Annotated in this window: 19 protein-coding genes; 10 read left to right on the forward strand and 9 right to left on the reverse strand. The window is 63.9% G+C overall.

Annotated features, from left to right (window positions below):
* Positions 1-45: 45 nt before the first annotated feature.
* Positions 46-3,489, forward strand: a complete 3,444-nt coding sequence (locus G8767_RS28690; protein WP_166813209.1) for a bifunctional RecB family nuclease/DEAD/DEAH box helicase — start codon at positions 46-48, stop codon at positions 3,487-3,489.
* Between the two features lie 46 nt (positions 3,490-3,535).
* On the opposite strand, the gene G8767_RS28695 is transcribed toward G8767_RS28690, so the two are convergent.
* Both G8767_RS28695 and G8767_RS28700 read right to left on the reverse strand, forming a co-directional pair.
* Positions 3,536-4,711, reverse strand: coding sequence for an amino acid deaminase/aldolase (locus tag G8767_RS28695; protein ID WP_124569897.1), 1,176 nt, complete (start codon positions 4,709-4,711; stop codon positions 3,536-3,538).
* A 70-nt stretch (positions 4,712-4,781) separates the two neighbouring features.
* Positions 4,782-5,429 (reverse strand): TetR/AcrR family transcriptional regulator, encoded by a 648-nt coding sequence (locus G8767_RS28700; protein WP_166813211.1) that lies wholly within the window; start codon positions 5,427-5,429, stop codon positions 4,782-4,784.
* A 78-nt stretch (positions 5,430-5,507) separates the two neighbouring features.
* Between G8767_RS28700 and G8767_RS28705 the strand changes: the two genes are divergently transcribed.
* Positions 5,508-6,821, forward strand: a complete 1,314-nt coding sequence (locus G8767_RS28705) for a D-arabinono-1,4-lactone oxidase (RefSeq protein WP_019749315.1) — start codon at positions 5,508-5,510, stop codon at positions 6,819-6,821.
* A 3-nt stretch (positions 6,822-6,824) separates the two neighbouring features.
* Here G8767_RS28705 and G8767_RS28710 read toward each other — a convergent pair whose 3' ends face one another.
* The 4 genes from G8767_RS28710 to G8767_RS28725 all read right to left on the reverse strand — a co-directional run bounded on the left by G8767_RS28710 (position 6,825) and on the right by G8767_RS28725 (position 10,682).
* Entirely contained in the window at positions 6,825-7,790 is a 966-nt protein-coding gene (locus tag G8767_RS28710; protein ID WP_019749316.1) for an adenosine deaminase, read from the reverse strand.
* Positions 7,791-7,796: 6 nt separating this feature from the next.
* Positions 7,797-8,558: a crotonase/enoyl-CoA hydratase family protein gene (locus G8767_RS28715; RefSeq protein ID WP_003945127.1), complete on the reverse strand. Its 762-nt coding sequence runs from the start codon at positions 8,556-8,558 to the stop codon at positions 7,797-7,799.
* Between the two features lie 35 nt (positions 8,559-8,593).
* Complete coding sequence (locus G8767_RS28720) at positions 8,594-9,787, reverse strand: AMP-binding protein (RefSeq protein ID WP_166813213.1); 1,194 nt, start codon at positions 9,785-9,787, stop codon at positions 8,594-8,596.
* Between the two features lie 94 nt (positions 9,788-9,881).
* Complete coding sequence (locus G8767_RS28725; protein ID WP_166813215.1) at positions 9,882-10,682, reverse strand: enoyl-CoA hydratase/isomerase family protein; 801 nt, start codon at positions 10,680-10,682, stop codon at positions 9,882-9,884.
* On the opposite strand from G8767_RS28725, the gene G8767_RS28730 reads away from it, so the two are divergent.
* On the forward strand, positions 10,681-12,081 hold the full coding sequence (locus tag G8767_RS28730; RefSeq protein ID WP_166813217.1) for an FAD-binding oxidoreductase: 1,401 nt from the start codon (positions 10,681-10,683) through the stop codon (positions 12,079-12,081). The two genes, G8767_RS28725 and G8767_RS28730, sit on opposite strands and share 2 nt — an antisense overlap.
* Here G8767_RS28730 and G8767_RS28735 read toward each other — a convergent pair.
* Both G8767_RS28735 and G8767_RS28740 read right to left on the reverse strand, forming a co-directional pair.
* Complete coding sequence (locus G8767_RS28735; protein ID WP_019749321.1) at positions 12,041-13,525, reverse strand: DHA2 family efflux MFS transporter permease subunit; 1,485 nt, start codon at positions 13,523-13,525, stop codon at positions 12,041-12,043. The genes G8767_RS28730 and G8767_RS28735 overlap by 41 nt on opposite strands.
* 2 nt (positions 13,526-13,527) lie before the next feature.
* Positions 13,528-14,151, reverse strand: a complete 624-nt coding sequence (locus tag G8767_RS28740; protein ID WP_095972878.1) for a PadR family transcriptional regulator — start codon at positions 14,149-14,151, stop codon at positions 13,528-13,530.
* A 126-nt stretch (positions 14,152-14,277) separates the two neighbouring features.
* Here G8767_RS28740 and G8767_RS28745 point away from each other — a divergent pair, with 126 nt between their 5' ends.
* Together G8767_RS28745 and G8767_RS28750 are read left to right on the forward strand one after the other, a co-directional pair.
* Positions 14,278-14,967, forward strand: coding sequence for a GNAT family N-acetyltransferase (locus G8767_RS28745; RefSeq protein ID WP_095972879.1), 690 nt, complete (start codon positions 14,278-14,280; stop codon positions 14,965-14,967).
* Positions 14,968-14,990: 23 nt separating this feature from the next.
* Positions 14,991-16,025 (forward strand): glutathione S-transferase C-terminal domain-containing protein, encoded by a 1,035-nt coding sequence (locus G8767_RS28750; RefSeq protein WP_166813219.1) that lies wholly within the window; start codon positions 14,991-14,993, stop codon positions 16,023-16,025.
* Positions 16,026-16,038: 13 nt separating this feature from the next.
* Here G8767_RS28750 and G8767_RS28755 read toward each other — a convergent pair whose 3' ends face one another.
* Positions 16,039-16,449, reverse strand: coding sequence for a VOC family protein (locus tag G8767_RS28755; RefSeq protein WP_003945129.1), 411 nt, complete (start codon positions 16,447-16,449; stop codon positions 16,039-16,041).
* 154 nt (positions 16,450-16,603) lie between these two features.
* Between G8767_RS28755 and G8767_RS28760 the strand changes: the two genes are divergently transcribed.
* From G8767_RS28760 to G8767_RS28780, 5 genes are all read left to right on the forward strand, one after another.
* On the forward strand, positions 16,604-17,353 hold the full coding sequence (locus G8767_RS28760) for a hypothetical protein (RefSeq protein ID WP_095972918.1): 750 nt from the start codon (positions 16,604-16,606) through the stop codon (positions 17,351-17,353).
* Positions 17,354-17,421: 68 nt separating this feature from the next.
* Entirely contained in the window at positions 17,422-18,423 is a 1,002-nt protein-coding gene (locus G8767_RS28765; RefSeq protein ID WP_166813229.1) for an ATP-binding cassette domain-containing protein, read from the forward strand.
* The gene (locus G8767_RS28770; protein ID WP_166813221.1) at positions 18,420-19,193 is read left to right on the forward strand and encodes an ABC transporter permease; all 774 of its coding nucleotides are present in this window, start codon (positions 18,420-18,422) and stop codon (positions 19,191-19,193) included. Before G8767_RS28765 ends, G8767_RS28770 begins: the two co-directional genes overlap by 4 nt.
* A gap of 36 nt (positions 19,194-19,229) precedes the next feature.
* Positions 19,230-23,039, forward strand: a complete 3,810-nt coding sequence (locus G8767_RS28775) for an ABC transporter ATP-binding protein (RefSeq protein WP_166813223.1) — start codon at positions 19,230-19,232, stop codon at positions 23,037-23,039.
* Between the two features lie 175 nt (positions 23,040-23,214).
* Positions 23,215-23,493 (forward strand): hypothetical protein (locus tag G8767_RS28780; protein ID WP_166813225.1); only part of this gene is annotated, 279 nt, incomplete at its 3' end.

Genomic DNA, 23,493 nt, shown 5'->3' on the forward strand with positions numbered 1-23,493 from the left:
TTACTGGTGGGTTGCCTTGTCGGTGAGCGATGGCACAATCTCCGTGTGTTCCTACTCGATGATCAGATCGTCTACAGCGCCAGTGACCTCTCGGCCGCGGCTTCGTGCGAGTTCGCGCTGTTGCGGCAACTCGACGCCCGTACCGGTCTGATCTCAGCCGAGAAGGCCGAGGCGGATCCGATGCTCGAGCGGACGTCGAGCCTCGGCGACTCCCACGAGCGCGAACAGCTTGCGAAGTTCATCGATCAACACGGAGACGGCGTGGTCGTCATGCCGCGACCGGAACACTCGCGCGCAGGCCTGACAGCCGCCACCCTGGCCACCGTCGAGGCGGCCCGATCCGGCGCTCCCGTGATCTATCAGGGAACCTTCTTCGACGGCCGATTCCTCGGCTTCTGCGACTTCCTCGTCCGCGAGGGCGACACGTACGCGGTCTACGACAGCAAACTCTCCCGGCATGCCAAGGTGTCGGCGCTCCTCCAACTCGCCGCGTACGCGGACGCATTGGAGCGCAATGCAATCGCAGCCTCCGATCAGGTTCATCTGCTTCTCGGCGACGGCAGCACGTCGTCACACGACATCGGCGACATCGCACCGGTTTTCGCGGCGCGCAGAGCCGAACTGGAACGAGTCCTCGACGAGCATCGCGCCGAGGGAAAACCCACCCAGTGGCTCGACGATCGATACCTGCGCTGCGGCCGCTGCGACACCTGCAGCGTCGAGGTCGAGAACCATCGCGATCTGCTGCTGGTTGCGGGCGTCCGCGGCAACCAGCGCGAACAACTGATCGTCTCGGGAATCACGACAATCGACGAACTCGCCGTGAGCACTGGACCAGTCGAAGGAATCCGCCGGGAAACACTCGACAAACTCCGTGCACAGGCTGCGGTTCAACTACGCCAGGAACAATCCGGCGACGCCGAATTCGAGGTCTACGAACCCTCGGCGCTCGGTGGTCTGCCCGTCCCCGACGACGGCGACATCTTCTTCGACTTCGAGGGGGACCCACTCTGGGCCGAGGACGGATCCACCGACTGGGGGCTGGAGTACCTGTTCGGCGTGGTCGAAGGCCCGGCAGACGACTACGTGTTCAAACCCTTCTGGGCACACGATCGCGAGGGTGAACGCCAGGCGCTCCTCGACTTTCTCGATTACGTCACCGCGCGCCGAGAAGCTCACCCCGGCATGCACATCTATCACTACGCCGCGTACGAGAAATCGGCGCTGTTGCGCTTGGCCGCACGTCACGGCGTCGGCGAGCAAACGGTGGACACGCTGCTCAGCGAGAACGTGCTCGTGGACCTCTATCCGATAGTCCGCGCCTGCCTGCGGATCGGACAACGCTCGTACAGCATCAAGAAACTCGAGCCGCTCTACATGGGTGAGCACGGCCGCGACGGTGACGTCACCAATGCCGCCGCTTCGGTCGTCGCTTATGCCGACTACTGCGAACTGCGCGACGGCGGACAGGCCGACCAGGCCAGGGAACTTCTTCAGGGCATCTCCGACTACAACGAGTACGACTGCGAATCCACCCTGCGCCTGCGCGATTGGCTCGCCGAGCGCGCCGCAGAACACGGCGTGGAACTGCGTGAGCCCACCGGACAGATCAAAATTCCACTCGAGGAACTCACCGAATCGGAAATCGCGCTCCGCGACTTCGCAGGCCACAAGGCCGGTTCGACACGCACCCCCGATCAGCAGGCTGCGGCGCTACTGGCCGCTGCAGTGGGATACCACAATCGCGAACGGAAGCCGTACTGGTGGGCGCATTTCGACCGATTGGTCACTCCGATCGAAGACCTCGTCGACGTCCGTGACGTCATGGTGGTAGATCAGTCCGAGATCGAAGCGGACTGGCACAAGAGCACCCCGCGGCAGAAGAAGTTTCGTCGCCACATTCAGCTGACCGGAAGTTTCGGCACCGGAACGTCTTTGAGCCCGGGCAGTGATCTGTTCGCTCTCTACGCAACCCCCTCCCCCGATGCCGTTGCAAGCGAGAACCCCACCCAGCGCGGCACCAGCAGCGTCAAGGTCACCGCCGTGGTCAAGTCCGAAGGACTCGACGTGGTCACCGTCGAAGAACTGCTCAGCGGTGACGAATACCTCGACGCCCCCGTCGCATTGGCACCCGGTCGTCCGATTCCCACCGGACGCATGGAGAAGTCGATCGCCGCTGCCGCGTCCGGCGCCAGCGAGAGCCTGCCCGAGCTGCCACGGATCGCAGCGGTCGACATTCTCCGGCGCAGCACCCCGAGGACACTCTCGGGTTCACCGCTCCCGCCCGTCGGGACCGACAACAACTACGCGGACGCCATCACCGCCGCACTTCTCGACCTCGATGATTCCTACGTGGCAGTGCAGGGTCCCCCCGGTACGGGCAAGACCTACACGGGCGCCCGTGTCGTCAAGACACTGATCGAACAGCATCACTGGCGAATCGGAGTGGTGGCGCAATCACATTCGGTGGTCGAGAACATGCTCGGCGGCATTCTGAAGGCCGGCGTGGACCCTGCACTGGTCGCGAAGAAGGGCAGCCGCAGCAAGACCGCAGAATGGCAGGACATCGCATCCGAAGAATATGCGGGATTCATCGCCGAAGCCGAAGGCGTCGGCTGTGTCATCGGCGGCACTGCGTGGGACTTCGCGAACACCGATCGCGTTCCGGCAGGCAGTTTGGACCTGCTCGTGGTGGACGAGGCCGGCCAGTTCGCGCTCGCCAACACCATTGCCGTCGCGATTTCCGCACGCAACCTGTTGCTACTGGGCGATCCCCAGCAGCTACCCCAGGTCAGCCAAGGTACGCACCCCGAACCTGTCGACGAATCGGCACTCGGTTGGCTCGCCGAGGGACACGGCGCACTGCCACCCGAACTCGGCTACTTCCTCGAGAAAACGTGGCGGATGCACCCCGATCTGTGTGCGCCCGTGTCCGCACTGTCGTACGAGGGCAAGCTGCATTCCCAGGAAACCGTGAGTGCGGCAAGGAAACTCGACGGACTCGCTGCTGGAGTACACACGGTGTTCGTCGATCACCGCGGCAATTCCACGTACTCCCCGGAAGAGTCCCAGGAGATCGTTCGCCAGATCCAGAGCCTCCTCGGTACGCCATGGACCGACCCGAGCGAGTTCGAGGGCACCCGCCCCTTGGAGCGGTCGGACATCCTCGTGGTCGCGGCGTACAACGCCCAGGTCGGCACCGTCGAGCGCGATCTCACCGAGGCCGGTCTCACGGAGGTCGAGGTCGGGACCGTCGACAAGTTCCAGGGCCGCGAGGCCGCTGTGGCAATCGTGTCGATGGCCGCCTCCGCCGTCGAGGACGTTCCGCGAGGAATGTCGTTCCTGCTGTCGCGAAATCGCCTCAACGTCGCCGTCTCCCGCGGCAAGTGGTGCGCGATCATCGTTCGATCGCACGCATTGACGCAGTACATGCCGAGCACGCCCGCTGGATTGGTGGAACTGGGCGCGTTCATGAGGTTGACGAGCTAGGCGATGCCTGCCCTACCCGAAGCACTGCCCTACCCGAAGCACTGCCCTACCCGAAACACTGTCCTTCGCCACGGTAGGTGGGAACCGAGGTTCTGCTGCCGTCGGCTTCGACCACGTACACGCGGTCGAAGCGCTCGCACAACTCGCCGGCTTTGGCGTGCCGGAACCACACGCGGTCGCCGATCGCGATGTTTCCGGCTTCCTTTCCGGTGACCGGCGTCTGAACCTCGCCTGCGCCTTCGTTGCGGAGCAGTTTGAGACCGGAGGGCCAGACCGGCGACGGAACGCGGGTGGCTCCCGCAGGTCCCGACGCGATGTATCCGCCGCCGAACAGGGTCGTGACAGACGGGGTCGGCTTGCGCACTGCCGACAGCGCGAAGAACAGTGCCGGATCGGGACGGAAGGCGCGGTAGCGGTCGAACAGGGTCGGTACGTACAGTCCAGATCCTGCTGTTACCTCGGTCACCACAGGATCGGCCGAGCTGACCTCCAGTGACCCCGTACCGCCGCTGTTGACGATCTCGAGTGCACCCACGGCATCGGTGACTGCTGCAACCACTGCGCCCCTTCTGGACGCCAATTCTCGGGCGGACGCCTTCTTGACCCAACCGATCGGAGCACTGGTGTCCGGGAGGCCGGCAATCTGCGCTTCGTAGAACATCACTCCTGCGACGGAGAAACCGCGCTGGCGAGCACGCGCCGCGAGTGCGGCGACCGCGGCAGGTTCGCGCAGCGGTGAGCGTCGTACTCCCAGATGGATCGGGCCGATCCGCAGTGACGCGTCGACGTCGAGACACACCCGGACGGGCGCATCTCCTGTCGACGCCGAACGAATGAGATCCAACTGTGCGTCGTCGTCGATCATCAGCGTGATCGATGCGAGTGCGGTGTCATCGGCAGCGAGATCCGCGATGGCGCCGCGATCGGCGGTCGGGTATCCCATCAGGATGTCCCGTGCGCCGAGCCCGACGAGCCACAGAGCCTCACGCAATGAGTACGCCATGATTCCGCGGAATCCACCGGACGCGGTCAGTGTGTCGCCGAGAGTTTCGGCCAGAACCGTACGACAACGGACCGATTTGCTCGCCACTCGCACTGGAGTTCCACCGGCGCGGCGCACCAGGTCGGCTGCGTTACTGCGCAGTGTGGTCAGATCCAGAGCAGCCAGAGGCGGGTCGAGTTCTCGCGTGGCAGCAGTGAGTCGATCGAGGGTCCTGGTCACAGATGATCCAATCGTCGCGGCGTGCGACCAGTCAATCACCAATCCTGGACGTATGTCCAGGATGGCGGTTCTACTGAGGCGCGACCACTGCTTTGTTGGCGATTACCTGAACCATTTCTCCGAACTCCGCAATTGTCGCGTCGGAGTCGCGATCGACCAGCCATCGCAGGACGAGCCCGTCGATGAGCGCAAGACTCAGTCGCGCAATCGAACTCAACGGCTCGGTCCACACGGTGCCGGAGATCTTCGCGCATTCTTCGAGGAACGACACCGCGAGCTCGTCCATGATTCGGTACTGGTCGTGGGCGACGGCCCCGGCACGTTCAGCTCCGAGATTGCGACTACGGAGGGCCTGCGCGGTGATTTCGTAGGTCAACAACTGCCGGTCCGGCGTTGCTTCGATCGTGGGCCACATTCCCGTCAACCCGATATGCAGCAATTCCTTGAGCCCCTGCACACCACTGAGATCCGGAGCGTGTCGCACCTGCGCGAATGCGTACTGCATCGACGCACTGAGCTGCAGGATGAGCGTTTCACCCATCGCCGCGATCAGCGCTTCCTTGCTCTCGAAGCAGTAATGAACGACGCCGAGTGATACTCCGGCCTCTTCTGCCACCGCCCTTACCGTCACAGAACTGACACCGCGTTGTTCCGCAATAGACAACGCGGACTCGACCAATTGTGTGCGGCGTTCGTCCGCCGGGAGCCTGTTCAGCATCCAATGATCGTAGAACGCAAATGACAAAATCTTCGCGCAATACTTGCCTGGACGACCGTCCAAGTACATTATTGCGTAATGGCTTCGGACACTTGGCAGAACTGGGCGGGCACTCAAAGCGCCGCGCCGCGTCGCTTTGCGACGCCGACAAATACCCGTGAACTTTCGTCTTTGGTCGCCGAGGCCGCGGCGCGTGGCCAACGCGTGAAAGCGGTCGGCGCCGGCCATTCGTTCACCGGTGTCGCGGTCACCGACGGTGTCCTCGTCAGCCTGGACAATCTGAGCGGAATCGATTCGATCACGCCAACCGACGACGGCGCGCTGGTGACAGTTTTTGCAGGCACTCGCCTTCACGCCCTCAACGACGCCCTGTGGCAGCGCGGATATGCCATGGCCAATCTCGGTGACATCGACGTCCAGTCACTGGCCGGCGCGACGTCCACCGGCACACACGGAACCGGCGCCCGCTTCGGCGGTATCGCCACGCAGATCCGCGGAATCGAGATCGTTCTCGCCGACGGATCCGTCGTTACCGCAAGCGCCGACGAAAACGTCGAATTGTTCGAAGCGGGCCGCCTCGGATTGGGCGCAATCGGCATCATTTCGAAGATCACTCTCGCCTGCGTTCCGCGATTCACACTCCGTGCAATCGAGGAACCCGACACGCTGTCTCACATATTGGACACCCTGGAGAGCGACCGCCTGGGCCTGGATCACTTCGAGTTCTACTGGTTTCCGCACACCGACCGTGTCCTCACCAAGAGCAACACGCGACTGCCCGGAGACACCGAACCCGATCCTGTCGGCAAAGTCCGCGCATTCGTCGACGACGAACTTCTCTCCAACACACTCTTCGAAGGTGTCAATCGCGTCGCCACCCTGGCGCCGGCCGCGATCCCGAGAATCAACAACGTCTCATCTCGATTGCTCGGTGCCCGGGAGTTCACCGATCGCAGCTACCGAGTATTCGCGTCTTCGCGCCGGGTGAAGTTCAAGGAAATGGAATACGCGATTCCCCGCGAACACGTCACCGAGACACTCCACGAAATCGATCGCTGGATGAAGAAGTCCGGAACCAACGTCGCGTTCCCCGTCGAGGTACGTTTTGCCGCTGCCGACGACCTCTGGCTCTCGACCGCGCACGGACGCGATACCGCTTACATCGCGGTTCATCAGTACCACCGCCGACCCGAAACCGAATACTTCGCCGCGGTGGAAGCCATCGCGCGCGCCGTCGACGGCCGGCCGCACTGGGGAAAAATGCACAACCGGACCGTCGACGACCTGCGTCCCACGTACGACCGACTCGACGATTTTGTCGCCGTTCGAGACAAGTACGACGCGAATCGTGTCTTCGACAACGAGTACTTGCGTCAGGTACTGGGCGACTGACGGTCAGCGCCGCAGCAGTTCCGCTTTTCGCGCGTCGCTCGCAAACGAGGCTTTGATCGAATTCCGGGCGAGGGTGTCTCGCTCGGCCTCGGTCAGCCCCAGGGCTCGGCCGAGTTCGGTGAAATTGTCGTCGACGTATCCCCCGAAGTAGGCCGGGTCGTCGGAGTTGACCGTGACGATCAACCCCATCTCGAGCATCGATCGAAGCGGATGATCCGACAGCGAATCGAACACGCGCAGACGAACGTTCGACAGTGGGCAGACCGTCAGTGGAATCTCCTCGTCGACCAGACGCTCGATCAGGGCAGGATCCTCGAGTGCCCGGACGCCGTGGTCGATCCGCTCGGCGCCGAGGATGTCGAGTGCCTGCCAAATGTATTCGGGCGGTCCCTCCTCGCCGGCGTGAGCAACGACGTGCAAGCCCTCGGCGCGCGCACGTGCGAACACGTCCTCGAACAGTGAAGGCGGGTTGCCGACCTCGGCGGAGTCGAGTCCGAGCCCGACGATCGGCGCCTGCAAGCGAATGATTTCGGAGAAGATCTCTTCGGCGTCCTTGACGGGCTGATCACGGAGGATGGCGGCGATTGCCGCACTGCTGAGCCCGAACTCGCGCTCACTCGATGCCACCGCGTCCATGATCCCGTCCAGGACCTCGGTCAGCGGAACACCCCGGACCACGTGAGCCTGCGGATTGAAGAAGAACTCGGCATGCGCGACTCCGGCCGCTGCGGCCCGACGGAAATACGCCCGCGTCAGGTCGGCAAAATCCTCCGCGGTGCGCAGGACGGCCATGTTGGCGAAGTAGAGATCGAGGAACGATTGCAGGTCGGTGAACTCGTACCTCGACTTCAGATCGTCGATGTCCTTGTACGGCAAATCCATTCGATTGCGCTCGGCAAGCCGGTAGATCTGTTCGGGCTCGAGCGAACCCTCGATGTGCATGTGCAGTTCTGCGACGGGTGTGGCCATCTCGGTTTACCGCCCCTTCCAGACCGGGGCGCGCTTCTCGGCGAACGCCGTTGCGCCCTCGCGTGCGTCTTCGGATGCGAACACCGGCGCCATCACCTGCAACTGCTTCGCGAAAGCTTCGTCGTCGGACCAACCGCCGGCTTTGACGATGATCTCCTTGGTGACCGCAACCGCGAGCGGTCCGTTGCGCGTGATTCGATCAGCCAGCTCGAGTGCGCCCTCGAGCGCCTTGCCCGGTTCGGTCAACGTGTTCACGAACCCGTACCGGTAGGCCTCCTCGGCGGTGAAGCTGTCACCGGTGAGAGCCAGTTCCAACGCCTTCTGGTACGGAATCCGCTTGGGCAGGCGCAACAATCCGCCGCCGCCTGCAACCAGTCCTCGCTTGACCTCCGGGATCCCGAACTTCGCTTCGGACGACGCCACCACCAGGTCGGTGGCAAGCACCAGTTCGGTGCCTCCGGCCAACGCGAAGCCCTCGACCGCCGAGATGATCGGCTTACGCGGCGGCCCCTCCGTGAATCCGAGACCGCGCCCCGGAACGAGTACGTTCTCGCCGGCCACGAATGCCTTCAGATCCATACCCGCGCAGAAGTTTCCGCCCGCACCGGTGAGCACCGCCAAGGACAGATCGTCGTCCGCATCCAGCTCTTCGACCGCAGCGGCCAACGCGTGACTGACCGCCGAGTTGATGGCGTTGCGCGCCTCGGGTCGGTTGATGGTGATGATCAGTGTCCGCCCGCGCCGCTCGGTGAGAACCTCGTCCGCCATGATGTCCCTCTCGTTTGTCGACCACGCCCGCGTGACTACGCGACGTTGCGCTCGACAATACGGACGAAGCCATCGGGGTCGATCTGCGCGGTGTCGTGAGTGCAGAACCACCCCTGGGTGAACCTCGTCGAGGTCGCTTCCGGCGAGTTCCAATACCGGCGCGTGACACTCGGTCCGCGGCACAGCAACTCACCGAAACCACCTGGAGCATCGGGGCCGTACAACGCCACTTCCATTCCGCCGAAAGCGATTCCGACGCTTCCGAGGTGAGTCGGTGCCGACTCGCTCGGCAGAATGAGACCGGCCCCACAAGTTTCGGTTTTGCCCCAGCCGATCACATGCCGAGCGGCCGGGAACAACGTCAGCAGCTTGGATTCCTGTTCCGCGGTGATCGGCGATCCGCTGCAGTCGATCCACTGCACCGACCTCGAACCGGCACGCGCCGCCGGCCCGAGCGTGAGCAACCGCGGTTCGAGCAAGTCCTCGGGCCGCCCGGTCACGATGTCGACGGTATGCACACTCTCGCGCCAGAAGTCGCCGGCGAGGACCACCGTTCCACCGACCACCAGCGTCGCAAGCACGTGCACGAAATGACGCACAGACTTGAAATCGTTGTCCACCAGAAGATTCCGAACACCTTCGACGCCGTAGTCGCGCGAGTGCAGGATACCGACGATGGCCGAGAGCACGTTCTCGTTGCTCAACTCGACGCCCAGCATCTCGCCCGAAGAATCGGCGGTGTACGCGAGGATCGCCATCTCGTCCGGGGCCGCACCGTCGTCGATGAACGGAACACCGTGTGGGAGTTCCCCGTCGAGCACCAACACCGAGCCGCTGTCCGCGATGACGAAGTCCGCCGCGTCGTCACTCAGGTGAACACCCACGGAGACCGGAACACCTCCGGCGAGGATGACTCCGAGGCACGCCTCCATCCACCGTACCCCCGCGGCCACACGAATTGCCACGCGGTCGCCGATCTCGACACCGCGCGACTTCAGCCCGCCTGCGACCCTCGACGCCTCGGCCCACAGTTCCGCGAAGGTGACCTGCTCGCCGTCGACCTCCTCGACCGCAATGCGGGAGGAAAATCGATGAACGGCGATATCGAGGAGTTCGGACAGCGAAGGGTCGAGTTGGCTGTACCGAAGCACCCCGTCACCCGCACGGGTGACGCGGGCGTCGGCGAGGAGCTGAGTCGAACACGGGTATTCCACGAGCGTCGACCGCATCGATACCTCCACGTCACTGACAAACCCACCGGCCCTTCGACTATATGACGTGGATCACAGTTCGTGGAGGTCTCTGGCGATAAAGGTCGCAAACTCACTTTCCCGAGTAGACGGCTTTACCTGGTCCCACCTCGAGGAAACTACGGACAGCGCCGCGCAGGTCGTCGGTGTCGAACAGCGCGCCGGACACCCCGGGAGTCACCGAATCCGCGTGGGCGATGCCGCCGGAACGCCACGCTGCCACGATCTGCTTGGTGGCGTCGTGGGCTCGCGTCGGTCCGTCTGCCAATCTGGTTGCGAGGGCCCGCGCCGCATTGTCGACATCCTCGTGAACTGCATTGACCACGCCCCAGGAGTGGAGGGTAGCGGCGTCGTACAGATCGCCGGTCATGACCAACTCGCGGGCCCGTCCGGAACCGGCGCGCTCGGCCAGGCGTTGCGGTCCACCCATGGACGGCGTCAGACCGACCACTGTCTCGACCAGCCCGAACTTTGCCTTGGGCGCCGCGAGGATGATGTCGCAGGCCAAGGAGATCTCGAAGGCAGCAGTCAGCGTCAGCCCGTGCGCCGCGTAGATGACCGGGCACGGCAAGGCCTCGAGCGGATGGCAGATCTGGGCGAACAGTTCGCGCCACAATTCCGCGCCCTGCTCCGGGTTCAGCTCGTCGAATACGTGGACGTCGACGCCGGCCGAGTTGACCTTGCCCTCGGCGCGCAGAAGCACTGCGCGCGGCGGGTTCTCGGTCAGCGCTGCAACATCGGCGATGACCGCGTCGAACATGGCCTGATCGAACAGATTGAGTGGTCCGTGCGCAAACGTCAGGACAGCCACCTCGGCACCACGATCGGTGGTGAAGCGCTCGAGACGGGTGGGGTGCGATTCGGGAGCAGTCATGCCGCCACACTGCCACATCGAACCGGCCTACGATCGTCGGGTGGACGGTCTGAGAAATGTGCTCGCGGACGTGGTGGGACACCGGTTCGTCGTCGACGACGCCGACGTGTTGGCGACCCGTTCCACCGACCAGACGGGGCGCTACCGCGGGCGTGCCGGCGCTCTGGTCCGACCGGGAAATACCGCCGAAGTCGCGGCGGTGCTGAACGCGTGCCGCTCTCGCGGAGTTCCGGTCACCGTCCAGGGCGGACGAACCGGCCTGGTCGCGGGTACGGTGCCCGAGCACGACGACGTCCTGCTCTCCACCGAACGCCTCACCACGATCGGCGACGTCGACGCGGACACCGGGCTGATCACCGTCGGCGCGGGAGTGACACTCGCTCAGGTACATTCCGCGGCGGCCGCCGCCGGTCTGAAGTTCGGTGTCGACATAGCGTCGCGGGACACTGCGACGATCGGCGGCATGGTCTCCACCAATGCCGGTGGCCTGCACACGGTTCGATACGGGAACATGGCCGAACAGGTGCTCGGCCTCGAGGTGGTACTCCCCGACGGGACAACGGTGCGCCGGTCACCGAAAGTGTTGTCCGACAACTCCGGATACAACCTGCCCGCTCTGTGGGTGGGCAGCGAAGGAACTCTCGGCGTGGTCACAGCAGTCGACCTGAAACTACGCCGGGTACCGGCTCATCGGGTCACGACGCTGACCGGTTTCGACAGACTGGAGGACGTCGTCGACGCGGGACGGACGTTGCGCACCCTCGACGGCGTCGACGCCCTGGAGTTGTTGGACGGCCGCGGACTCGAACTGGCCGCTCGACGGTTGAACGCGGCAGTGCCGACCGGGCGCGCGTGGTATCTCCTCGCCGAGGTATCCGCGGCTCACGATCCGATGGAAAGCCTGGCCGAAGCACTCGAACGCATCGACCCGCCGGAAACTCCGTCGGTGGCAGTCGACGGCCCGAGTTCGACGCGCTTGTGGGCGGCGAGGGAATGCTTCGCCGAAGTGGTCGGACTCTTCGGTCCCCCACTGAAATTCGATGCGGCACTGCCCCTGGACTCGCTCGCCGCCTTTGCCGAGGACGCCGCCGCGGTGATCGCGAGCCGAGCACCGGAGGCGATCCCCGTTCTCTTCGGACACATCGCCAAGGGAAACATCCACCTCAACGTCCTGAACTGCCCGAACGCCGACACCGTCTACCGCAGCGTCCTCGAACTGGTTCGCGATCACGGTGGAAACGTCAGCTCCGAGCACGGGGTGGGCTCGCTCAAACGCAACTATCTGGATCTGGCCCTCTCGGCGGAGGACATAGCCACGATGTGGGCGATCAAGCGAGCCCTGGACCCGAGCGACTATCTCAATCGCGCAGTGATGTTTCCCGACGCGCTTCGGCACTGACGGCCATCGCGTCGTCGTGGGCGTCGCCACGTAGAGGCCGAGCGAAGCACACGGAGGCGACGAAACCGATGAGCAGCACCCCTGCGGGCAGCCAGATCGACTCCGACATCGCCGTGCTGAACGGTTCACGGACGAACTCGGGGAGGTGACCCACCCCGGCTTCGGAGCTACCGCCGGTCAGACCCTGGGCAGCCAGTCGCGCGGTGATCAGAGCGCCGATCGCAGCGCTGCCGAGAACCGCACCCACCTGCCTGGTGGTGTTGTAGACGCCGGCGCCCGCGCCCGCCTGCATCGGAGGCAGGTTGTGTGTGGCGGTGGCCGCGAGCGGAGACCAGATGCACGCATTGGCGAAGCCGATCAGACCGATCGGCAGAAGCAGTTCCCAGATCGCGACGTCGGGAGACATCACCAGTGCCAGCCAGCCCAAGGCGACCGCGAACAGCAGGAAGCCGGTGCCGGCGATGTAGCGCGGATGCGTCTTGTCGACGAGTTTGCCGATGATCGGGGCAAAAATACCGGTCAGCACTGCCATCGGAACGAGCAGCAACGCCGACTGCGTCGGGGAGAGTCCGCGAACTGCCTGTGTGTAGAACATCAGCGGAAGGACCATCGACGTGATCGCAAAGCCCATAGCGGTGATGGCGACGTTGGCGAGTGAGAAGTTGCGATCCTTGAAGAGTTCCAAGGGAAGCAAGGGTTCGTTCTTGTTGCGCGACTGGTAGAACACGAACACCGCGAGCAACACCACGCCGGCGCCGATCAGACTCCAGACGAATCCGTTCCAGTCGTACGAGCTGCCTTCCTGGATTCCGAACACCAGCAGGAACATGCCTGCGGCGCTGAGAATCACGCCGGGAATGTCGAACTTGTGCTCGCTGGTCGGCAACGACGGAACGAGCTTCCACGCGAGGAGGAAGGCAATGACACCAACCGGGACGTTGACGATGAAGATCCATTCCCAGCCGAGATTGTCCACCAGGACGCCACCGGCGAGCGGACCGACCAGGGTGGCGACACCGGCGACGGCGCCCCACAGGCCCATTGCCGCGCCACGCTTGTTCGGCGCGAACGTGCGAGTGATGACGGCCATCGTCTGAGGCGTCATCATGGCAGCACCCAGGCCCTGGAAAGCCCTTGCGACGATGAGCATCTCGACGCTGCCGGACAGACCGCACCACAGTGATGCGCCGGTGAACAGTACGAGGCCGATCATGTACAGGTTCTTCGGACCGAACCTGTCACCGAGTCGACCGGTGACGAGCAGCGGCACCGCGTACGCCAGCAGGTACGCGCTGGTGACCCAGACGACCTTGTTGATGTCGGTGCCGAGGTCCTCCATGATCGCGGGGTTGGCGACAGCGACGATGGTGCTGTCCACCAGAATCATGAAGAACCCGATACACAGCGCCCACAGCGCGTGCCAGGGATTGACCTGCTTTTCCATCTTCAGTCCTTAGGTAGTGCGGACGAGCCTGCGGAGCCGGCCAGCCGGTCGAGAAGTTCTTGTGAGAGCCAGGGCATTTCGCCGCTCTCGATGTCTGTCACCAACGCGCCGATCCACTCTCTTTCGGCGATCGTGAGTGCGTGGGCGTAGTCCGCGCCCACCGTGAAGATTCGTGGTTTTTCCGCTGCCTTCACCGCTTCGTAGTCGGCCTCGAATTTCGCAATCGTCTTGTCGAGGTGCGCGAGACGTATCCGAAGCATCTGACACGCGGTGGATGCGGAGAGGTTGTGCATTTCGGCGAGCGCGAGCGGCAACCGCGGATACTCCCGCACCGGAACCGCCAACATCTCACGTAGTTGATGCTCGAGCGCCTCACGGCCTCGGGCGGTGATCTCGTACGTCGTCCGCTCGGGCCGATTGCCCTCACGATCGGTCCCGATCGAAGCCAGAAGTTCCTGCTTCTCCAACCGGGAAACCGTGTGATAGAGCGATCCCGGCTTGATCTTCACCAACTGATCGCCCCGACGAACCGAGGCAAGTTGATACATCTCGTACGGATGCATCGAACGCTCGGACAGCAGGCCCAGAACGGTGATTCCCAGAGGCGTCAGTGACACGTCACCCATGAATCCCCCTCCCTGACAAGCCGCTATTGACTATTTCTTGACTATTCCACCTGAAATAGTCCACATGGAATATACGACCTTCGGCCGTCTCGATCAACCCGTTCGAATCGGACTAGCCTGTAGCGAGTGGACGATCATCACCTCGACATCATCCGACTTGCCTGGGCACGTGAGCTGGGCCTCGGTGACTCGGCATTGCGCCCGGCACATACAGCCCGAGTCGTCGGCGACGACATCCACGTTCTCGAACTTGCAGGCGCCGGTGCGATCGTCGGGCCACAGTGGTTCATCGAGCGCACGGCGGACATCTCCGTCGACGCACTTCTGCAACCGGCGCGCCTCCTCGAGATCGCGGGCGATCACGGCGGCCGAATCACCGGTCCCGTCGATCTCGCCTTTCTCGGCGACTACACCGACACGCCGCCCGACGAGCAACTGCTGATTTCCCACGAGATCGACGACGCCCTCGCCGTCGCTTCCCTGTGTCCACCCGACGACAGCACCACAGCCGACCTCGAGCGCCGAACGCGGTGGTTCACCGCCCTCACCGATTCCGACGAGGTGCTCGGATGCGCGGCGTACTCCGAATTCCAGGGATTCGTGGCAGATCTCACGACCCTGACGGCTCCAGCGCACCGCCGTCGCGGAATCGGCTGCGCAGTAACGCTTCTCGCTGCCGAGGACGCTCTGGATTCGGGTTTGATCCCGCAACTACGCACGAGTCGCGGCAGCGCCGTGGGCGCGACGCTTCCACGTAAAGCCAAATTCGACGTACTGGGGGCATACGCTCGAGTACACGTGCACCTGCCCAGTTGACACTCGAACGAGAGGGACCGCAGATGAGTACGAAAGACGACGCGAGCGAACCGACATTCGTCGAAGAGGGTCGCGAATTCACACGCGACACCAACTACATCCCGACCCGCATCACCGAGGACGGTCGCGACGGTTACCCGGTCGAACCAGGGCGATACCGGTTGATCGTCGCGCGCGCCTGCCCGTGGGCAAACCGCGCCATCATCGTCCGCCGACTGCTCGGCCTCGAAGACGTACTCTCGATGGGCATCTGCGGGCCGGTTCACGACAAGCGAAGCTGGACTTTCGATCTCGACCCCGGCGGCGTCGATCCCGTGCTGAAGATCCCGCGACTACAGGATGCGTACTTCGCCCGAGATCCCGACTACCCCAGAGGAATCACGGTGCCCGCCATGGTGGAAATCGCCACGGGCAAGGTGGTCACGAACGACTACCCTCAAATCACCCTCGACTTCTCGACGCAATGGAAGAAGTACCACCGCGAAGGCGCACCGGACCTGTACCCGGAGCCACTGCGAAACGAAATCGACGAAGTTTCCGAGTACGTTTTCCGCGACGTGAACAACGGCGTCTACCGCTGCGGGTTCGCCGGATCACAGCAGGCATACGACGAGGCATACGACACGCTGTTCGCCCGCCTCGACTGGCTCACCGAACGTCTTGCCCGGCAACGCTTCCTGGTAGGAGACACCATCACCGAAGCCGATGTGCGCCTGTTCACCACGCTGGCGCGATTCGATCCCGTCTATCACGGTCACTTCAAGTGCAACAGAAGCAAACTCAGCGAAATGCCGGTGCTGTGGGACTACGCGCGCGATCTTTTCCAAACTCCCGGATTCGGTGACACCATCGACTTCACACAGATCAAAGCTCACTACTACATCGTGCATTCGGAGATCAATCCCTCCGGAATCGTGCCCAAGGGACCGGAATTGACACACTGGCTCGAACCGCACGGCCGCGAACAATTGGGTGGCCGACCGTTCGGGGACGGGACACCTCCTCATCCGCCCATCCCGTCGGAAGTGGTTCCAGCAGAGCACTGGGCCACCCGATAGGTCGCAGCGAGGCTTACTCCCCGGCGTACGTGCCGAAACTCCAATACACACCTTCCGGGTCACGGCAGGTGAACCCCCGCGAACCGTAGTCCTCGTCGCGCAATCCTTGCGTGATCGTGGCGCCCGCCGCGACAGCGCGTTCGTGGAGTGCATCCGCGGCGTCGGCGTCGTCGACGACGATGTACACCGAACCGATTCCCGGCGGCAGGCCGGCGATCGCCGAATCGGTGCGCGGCGAGCCCAGCATGATGCCGCCACCGCCCGGCCAGTCGAGTTGGGCGTGGTCCACCACGTCTCCCTCTCCGTAGACGGCCTTCTCCACGAACCCGAAGGTGCTCACCAGAAAGTGGATTGCCGCGCGGGCGTCGAGGTAGCGCAGTGTCGGCCAGATGGTCGTCGAACGAGATTCCGAAGTGGCGGTCATAACACTCGAACTCCTGCCTGGGAAAACTCACGGAGAAAATCAAGTCTCGTACGAGCCTATGGCCCCTGTGATCACCGCCGCTACCGCAAACTTCACCTATTCTCGAGATACGGTCCACCTCGCTTCAGAGGAGGACAACTGTGGAGGGGCAGCAATGAGCAAGTCGACGAACAACGACAGCGGGCGTATCGAGAAGGTCCTCGTTTCCGTTCTCGACAACGGAAGCCGCCTGCAAGCGCCCGCAGTGGCCAAGTACGTCAACCATGTCCGTAAGGCTCACCCCGACGAGTCTCCCGCTCAGATCGTCGAGCGGATGGAGAAGATGTTCATTCTCGCCGTCACCGGAAGCGGCAGTGCCGTCGGTGCCACGGCCGCGGTACCGGGAGTCGGAACGGTGGCGTCCATCGCTGCCGTCGGCGCGGAATCGGCCTTCTTCCTCGAGGCGTCGGCGCTGCTGACACTGGCAATCGCGTCGGTGCACGGCATCTCCGTGCAGGATCACCAGCAACGACGCGCCCTGGTCCTGGCAGTCGCCCTCGGCGAATCCGGCATGGAGATCGTCCAGAAGGCCACCGGCATCACGGCCAAGAACTGGGGAACCGCGATCACGAGCAAGATTCCCGGACCCACGATGAAGGGAATGAACAGCACCCTCGTGCGGAAATTCGTGACCAAGTACGCCGCGAAGCGCAGCGCACTGATCCTCGGCAAGCTCGTTCCCGCCGGAATCGGTGCGGTCATCGGCGGAGCGGGTAACCGAGCCATCGGCAAGGGCGTCGTCAAGAACGCACGTGAAGCCTTCGGGCCCGCTCCCGCCAGGTGGACCGATCACCTGATCGTGATGCCTGCCGACGAGCCCGCTCTGGCGCCCGCTTCCGAGACACGCCGGGCCATCCGCAGATAGCTGTCCGGGCCGTAGGCTCGCATCACGTATTCGCCGCCGACCCGGGAGCAGCATTGACGAACACCGCAATGGGATCCTTCTCTGCCCCCATCGAGATTCGTGGGTTGACGAAGACGTTCAAGGCGGCGCGCGCGGTCAACGACCTGAGTTTCGACGTTCAGGCGGGCTCGATCACCGGGTTTCTCGGCCCGAACGGTTCGGGCAAGACGACCACGTTGCGGATGCTCCTCGGGCTGGTGTCGCCGACTTCGGGATCGGCCACGATCAACGGCGCGCCTATGCGTTTGCTGCCCAATCCGGCACGGACCGTCGGCGCAGTACTCGACGTCGGCAGTCTCCATCCGAAACGAACGGCGCTCGGACACCTCGAGATCTACGCGGCCGCTATCGGCATGCCGACTCAGCGCGCAGCGCAGGTTCTGGACATGGTCGGCCTGAGTTCGGTCGGAGCCCACAAGACCGGCACCTTTTCACTCGGGATGCGCCAACGCCTGATCCTTGCCACCGCGATGCTCGGTGATCCCGAGATCCTCGTCCTCGACGAACCCGCGAACGGACTCGACCCCGAAGGCATGGCGTGGCTACGTCAGTTCCTACAGACCTTCGCCGGTTCCGGCCGAACGGTTCTGATCTCGAGCCACGCGCTTCGTGAAGTGGAAGCGACCGTCGACAGCGTGGTCATCGTCAGCGCCGGCTCACTCGTCTACCAAGGGACCATGGACGAACTTCGTCGCTCCCAGCGCAGTCGACTGCTCGTCTCGTGTTCCAACCCAGCGCTCCTCGCCACGGCATTGTCCGCTCGGGGAATCATCGACGCCCAGATCACCCAGGACGGACGGCTCGCCGTGGGCGGCACCGACACGTCGGTGCTCCCACCGGTGGCATCCGCCGCCGGTGTCACGATCTTTGGTGTCGCGACCGAAGGCGCAGATCTCGAACAACTGTTCCTCGCGATGACAACACCGCAGTACGCGGTCCCCCAGGTCGGATACCACCGGCCTCCCGGCCCTGGTTCGGGACCGGGCTATTACGGCCCTGCCGCATACGGACCTTCCGGAGGACACCGATGACCACGCTCGTGCGCGCGGAGACACTCAAAGTTCTCACCCTGCGCTACTGGTGGGCACTGGCCATCGCACCGGTGGTCGTGGCCGTGCTGATTGCTGCCTCGACTCGGACGTTCGTCGAAGTCGTAGCCGATTCGGCCGACACCACATTCGACGTCGATGTCGTGTCCACCGGCGTCAGCCTCGGTATCTCCAACACGCTTGTCCTGGTGTTCGCGGCCGTCTTCGGAGCACTCACCGCCGGATCCGAATTCGGCTACAAGACTCTCACCACAACGTTCCTCACAGCCCGCGGCCGCGACGGAGTTCTCGGCGCAAAACTTGCCGTCGTCGCTGTATTCGCCGTCGGCTACGCACTGGCGGTCGAAGTAGTCAGCATCGGCGCGATGTTGCTCTTCGGCCGGGACTTCAGCTTCACCACCGATCTCTTCGCCATCTGCGCCGCAGGCATTCTGGCGTGTGCGCTGTGGGCACTACTGGGCGCCGGGGTGGCCCTGCTCACCGGTTCGTCGATGGCCGGTGCCCTCTCGGTCATCCTGTGGTTCGTCTTCGGTGAATGGATCGTCCGCGCAGTGCTGCTCGCGATGGATCTCGGTGGGATCGGGGCCGCGCTTCCGGTGTCGGCCACGATCGGCACGATCGTCAATGCGGCACCGTCGATAAACGTCGACGCTTTTGCGTCCTGGCCGAGCGGCCCGATGATGCTGGCGGCTTGGGTGGTCCTGTTCTGCGGGCTCGGTTGGCTGCGAACCCGGACCCGCGACATCACCTGAAAAAGCTGTCTGGGGCCGGGTCTACCGTGGATCTCGATGAACACGATCAACACGGACAGTCCGGTAGCTGGAGAGATCGATCGAGCTCCGGGCTGGATCCGCCGCTTGGCCCACGCATGCTGGTTGCACCGAAGAGTTGCGATCGGCGCGCTTCTCGTGACCGTCATCGCTTCGGCGATCGACATCTCGTTTCCGCTTCTGACCCGCTATGCGCTCGACGCCGCCGGCCAGGAGAACCCTGGCAAGGTGATCGGCTTCGTGGCGTTGGCGATCGCAGTGCTCGCGATCGTGCGGTTCGCGTGCCAGTACGGCCGACGGATGCTGGCCGGCCGACTCTCGCTCGACGTTCAACACGACTTGCGACTCGCCCTGCTCGGCTCACTCCAACGTCTCGACGGACGCGGACAGGATCAGATCCGCACAGGCCAAGTGGTTTCCCGGTCCATCACCGATCTGCAGCTCGTCCAGGGCCTGCTCGCGATGGTGCCGATGTCGGCGGGTGCTCTCCTGCAATTCGTGCTCGCGATCGGCATCATGGCTTGGCTCTCGCCGTTGCTGACTCTCGTCGCCGTCGCCGTCATCCCCGCGGTGGGACTCGTGGTGTTCCTGATGCGACCGATGCTCTTCGCCGCCACGTGGTCCGCGCAGCAGCGGGCCGCCGATCTCGCCCAACACGTCGAGGAAACCGTCACGGGCGTTCGCGTCGTCAAGGGATTCGGGCAGGAACAACGAGCGGTCGACCAACTCGAAAAGCACAGCCGCACGCTGTATTCGGAGCGCCTTCGCGCCGCGTGGTTGAACGCGAAATTCGCGCCGACCATGGCCGCCTTGCCCCAGCTAGGGCAGGTGGGAGTGATCGCCCTCGGCGGGTATCTCGCATTGCACGACAAGATCACCGTGGGAACGTTTCTCGCATTCGCCACCTACATCGTGACAATGACCGGTGTCACCCGAACTCTGTCGTCTGTCATCGTCATGGCACAGCTGGCGCGCGCCGCTGTCGAGCGCGTCTACGACGTCATCAACGCTCAACCCGACATCGCCGATCCGGACCATCCGGTGGACCTTCCCGACGGTCCGCTGGGCGTCACTTTCGACGACGTGGCATTCGGGTTCGACACCGAACGCGACGTCCTGACCGGACTGAACCTCCGCATAGAACCCGGCGAGACCGTCGCCGTCGTGGGTCCGGCCGCATCGGGCAAGACCGCGTTGTCCTTGCTTCTCCCCCGGTTCTACGCCCCGACTTCGGGTCAGGTCAGCGTCGACACCGGTGGCCAGAGCTTCCCCATCGGCGAACTGCGCAGTGAGCAGCTTCGTGCCGCCGTCAGCCTCGTCTTCGACGAACCTTTCCTGTTCTCCGACACCATCGCCGCCAACATCGCATTGGGTCGCGAGGACGCCTCCGACGAGGACATCCGCGCCGCGGCTGCATTGGCACAGGCAGACGCCTTCATCGAGGCACTTCCGGACGGATACGACACCGTTGTCGGTGAGCGCGGACTGACGTTGTCCGGTGGACAACGTCAGCGCATCGCGCTTGCGAGAGCTCTGCTTGTCGACCCACGGATCCTGGTCCTCGACGACGCCACCTCCGCCGTCGACGCGGCAACCGAAGCGGCGATCTTCGACGCTTTCCGCGCCCGACGACGGCAGACCACGCTGATCCTCGCTCACCGGCGATCCACCCTGACGCTGGCCGATCGGGTAGCAGTTCTCGACGGCGGACGGATCATCGACTCCGGCACCGTGGACGAGTTGGAAGGGCGATGTCCGCTCTTTCGCGCCCTGTTCTCCTCGCCTCCGGAACTCCCCGACCAACTCGACGAGGTCGGCCCCGATGCCTTCGGACGCGACGACCGCGAACCGACAGCCGAGCAGTTGTGGCCGCAGGCACCGGAATCCGAAGCCGACAACACCGCGGCTTCGACGCAGGGTGCAGGCGGACCGATGGCCGGAGCACTCAGCGGAATCGCGGTGACGCCCTCCCTGAGGGCAGCAGTCGACGCGCTCCCGCCCGCGCGCGAAGATCCCGGAATCGCTCCCGAGAGCCTGCGCGAATCGAATCCACAGTTCTCCCTCGGACAGATATTGAGGCCCGTCCGCTGGGTCCTGCTGGCAGTTGTCGTCTGTCTTGCTCTGGACTCGGCCGCAGCGATCGCGTTCCCCTCGCTCGTCAGATACGCCATCGACCACGGTGTCGTGACCGCGGACAGCAGCACGCTGTGGATCGCGACGGCATTCGGAGCGCTCCTGGTTGCCGCCGACTGGGTCATCGTCGCGGTCATGACGGTCATCACCGCCAGGGCCGGCGAACGCGTGTTGTTCGGGCTCCGCGTACGCAGCTACGCACACCTGCAGCGCCTGGGTCTGGACTACTACGAACGTGAATTGTCCGGACGCATCATGACTCGCATGACCACCGACGTCGACGCGCTCTCGTCGTTCATCCAGACCGGCATGTCGACGGCGATCGTGAGTGTCCTGACGGTCGGCGGAATTTCGATCGCGCTCCTCGCGACCGACGTGACGCTCGGCCTGGTGGCGCTGGCCGTCATCCCACCGCTCGTGGTTGCGACCGTGATCTTCCGCAAGATCTCCTCGGTTGCCTACAGTCAGTCCCGCGAGCGGATCTCGCTCGTCAACGCCGACTTCCAGGAGAACATCGCCGGCCTGCGAGCGGCTCAGGCATACCGCCGCGAGGAAGGTGCCGCGCGCAGGTTCGCCGAACGCTCCGAAAGCTACCGCCGATCGCGGATGCGGTCACAGCGAGCCATCTCGATCTACTTCCCGTTCATCTCGTTCCTGTCCGATCTCGCGTTGGCCGCGGTCGTGTTCGTCGGTGCGCACCAGATCGCCAACGGATCGACGTCGCCCGGCGTACTGATCGCTTTCGTGCTCTACCTCGGCCTGCTGTTCGGACCGATTCAGCAACTCTCACAGGTCTTCGACGGTTACCAACAGGCAAACGTCGGATTGCAGCGAATCGGCGATCTGCTGCGCACTCGCAGTTCGATCGAGACCGCCGACAGCGAGGATCTGATCCCGATCTCCGGACGGCTGGACGGCGCCGTCCATCTCGACGGTGTCGGGTTCCGGTACTCGGGAACGGACGTCGACGCGCTCTCCGATTTCGATCTGCAGATCCCGCCGGGCACGACGGTCGCTCTGGTCGGCCGAACCGGCGCCGGGAAGTCGACAGTGGTGAAATTGCTCGCCCGCTTCTACGACCCGACGTCCGGATCCGTCGACGTGGACGGCACCGATATCCGGAACTTCCATCTCTCGCAGTACCGCCGTCGCCTCGGCGTGGTCCCGCAGGAAGCACATCTGTTCACCGGCACGGTCGCCGACAACATCGCGTACGGCAGGCCGTCGGCTTCGCACGAGGAGATCGAGGAAGCGGCGCGTTCCGTCGGCGCACTGAATTCGATAGCCGACATGCGTGGAGGCATGAACCATCCCGTCGGCGAGCGTGGCCAGGGGCTCTCGGCGGGCCAGCGCCAACTGATCGCATTGGCCCGTGCCGAACTGGTCGACCCGGACCTACTTCTCCTCGACGAGGCGACCGCGACGCTGGATCCCGCGACCGAACGAATGGTGCTCGAAGCAAGTCGGTCGGTCACCCGGAAACGGACGTCGGTCGTCGTAGCTCACCGCCTCGCCACTGCCGCCCGAGCAGACCTCGTTGTCGTAGTTGACCGGGGACGTATCGTTGAATACGGCCCGCACGATGTTCTGCGGTATGCCGGTGGTCACTACTCGGGACTCTGGGATGCATCGCAGGCGCGTGAGGGGAATAATCTGACGTCGAGAACTGTCATCGAAGGCAACCCCGTCGCGTGACAGTCGGCACGGATTTGTACCGCCGAGAGGGAGTACGTGATCGCAAGATCACGGACTTCCGTGAGACAGCTCACAAATTGTGTGCCGCACAATTGCTCGTCACACGCTCGGGCTAATCTCATGTATATAGGCGCTCTGATCGGGTACCGAAATAGAAACGAGGCGAACACCTGCCGTGAGCAGCAGTTCTACATCCCAATTCGGACAGAACCAGTGGCTGGTTGACGAGATGTACCAACGCTTCCAGGACGACCCGTCGTCCGTGGATCCCAGTTGGCACGAATTCTTGACCGATTACTCGCCGGACTCGGCGAACACGGGAGGTGGAAACGGGACTGCCTCGAACGGCAACGCGGCTGCACCCGCCGCTGTTGTAGCTCCGCCTGCTGCTCCCAAGGCCACGCCTCCCGCCCCCAAGACCGCACCTCCTGCGCCGCCTGCCAAGGCTGCTGCA

The organism is Rhodococcus sp. IC4_135 (genome assembly GCF_011602025.1).
Lineage (GTDB): Bacteria > Actinomycetota > Actinomycetes > Mycobacteriales > Mycobacteriaceae > Rhodococcus_F > Rhodococcus_F baikonurensis.

Excerpts from the sequence above, each read along its gene's own strand:
- G8767_RS28700 (WP_166813211.1), bottom strand. The coding sequence starts at position 5,429 with ATGCTGAACAGGCTCCCGGCGGACGAACGCCGCACACAATTGGTCGAG.
- G8767_RS28705 (WP_019749315.1), top strand. The coding sequence starts at position 5,508 with ATGGCTTCGGACACTTGGCAGAACTGGGCGGGCACTCAAAGCGCCGCG.
- G8767_RS28710 (WP_019749316.1), bottom strand. The coding sequence starts at position 7,790 with ATGGCCACACCCGTCGCAGAACTGCACATGCACATCGAGGGTTCGCTC.
- G8767_RS28715 (WP_003945127.1), bottom strand. The coding sequence starts at position 8,558 with ATGGCGGACGAGGTTCTCACCGAGCGGCGCGGGCGGACACTGATCATC.
- G8767_RS28720 (WP_166813213.1), bottom strand. The coding sequence starts at position 9,787 with ATGCGGTCGACGCTCGTGGAATACCCGTGTTCGACTCAGCTCCTCGCC.
- G8767_RS28730 (WP_166813217.1), top strand. The coding sequence starts at position 10,681 with ATGCCGCCACACTGCCACATCGAACCGGCCTACGATCGTCGGGTGGAC.
- G8767_RS28725 (WP_166813215.1), bottom strand. The coding sequence starts at position 10,682 with ATGACTGCTCCCGAATCGCACCCCACCCGTCTCGAGCGCTTCACCACC.
- G8767_RS28735 (WP_019749321.1), bottom strand. The coding sequence starts at position 13,525 with ATGGAAAAGCAGGTCAATCCCTGGCACGCGCTGTGGGCGCTGTGTATC.
- G8767_RS28740 (WP_095972878.1), bottom strand. The coding sequence starts at position 14,151 with ATGGGTGACGTGTCACTGACGCCTCTGGGAATCACCGTTCTGGGCCTG.
- G8767_RS28750 (WP_166813219.1), top strand. The coding sequence starts at position 14,991 with ATGAGTACGAAAGACGACGCGAGCGAACCGACATTCGTCGAAGAGGGT.
- G8767_RS28755 (WP_003945129.1), bottom strand. The coding sequence starts at position 16,449 with ATGACCGCCACTTCGGAATCTCGTTCGACGACCATCTGGCCGACACTG.
- G8767_RS28760 (WP_095972918.1), top strand. The coding sequence starts at position 16,604 with ATGAGCAAGTCGACGAACAACGACAGCGGGCGTATCGAGAAGGTCCTC.
- G8767_RS28765 (WP_166813229.1), top strand. The coding sequence starts at position 17,422 with ATGGGATCCTTCTCTGCCCCCATCGAGATTCGTGGGTTGACGAAGACG.
- G8767_RS28770 (WP_166813221.1), top strand. The coding sequence starts at position 18,420 with ATGACCACGCTCGTGCGCGCGGAGACACTCAAAGTTCTCACCCTGCGC.
- G8767_RS28775 (WP_166813223.1), top strand. The coding sequence starts at position 19,230 with ATGAACACGATCAACACGGACAGTCCGGTAGCTGGAGAGATCGATCGA.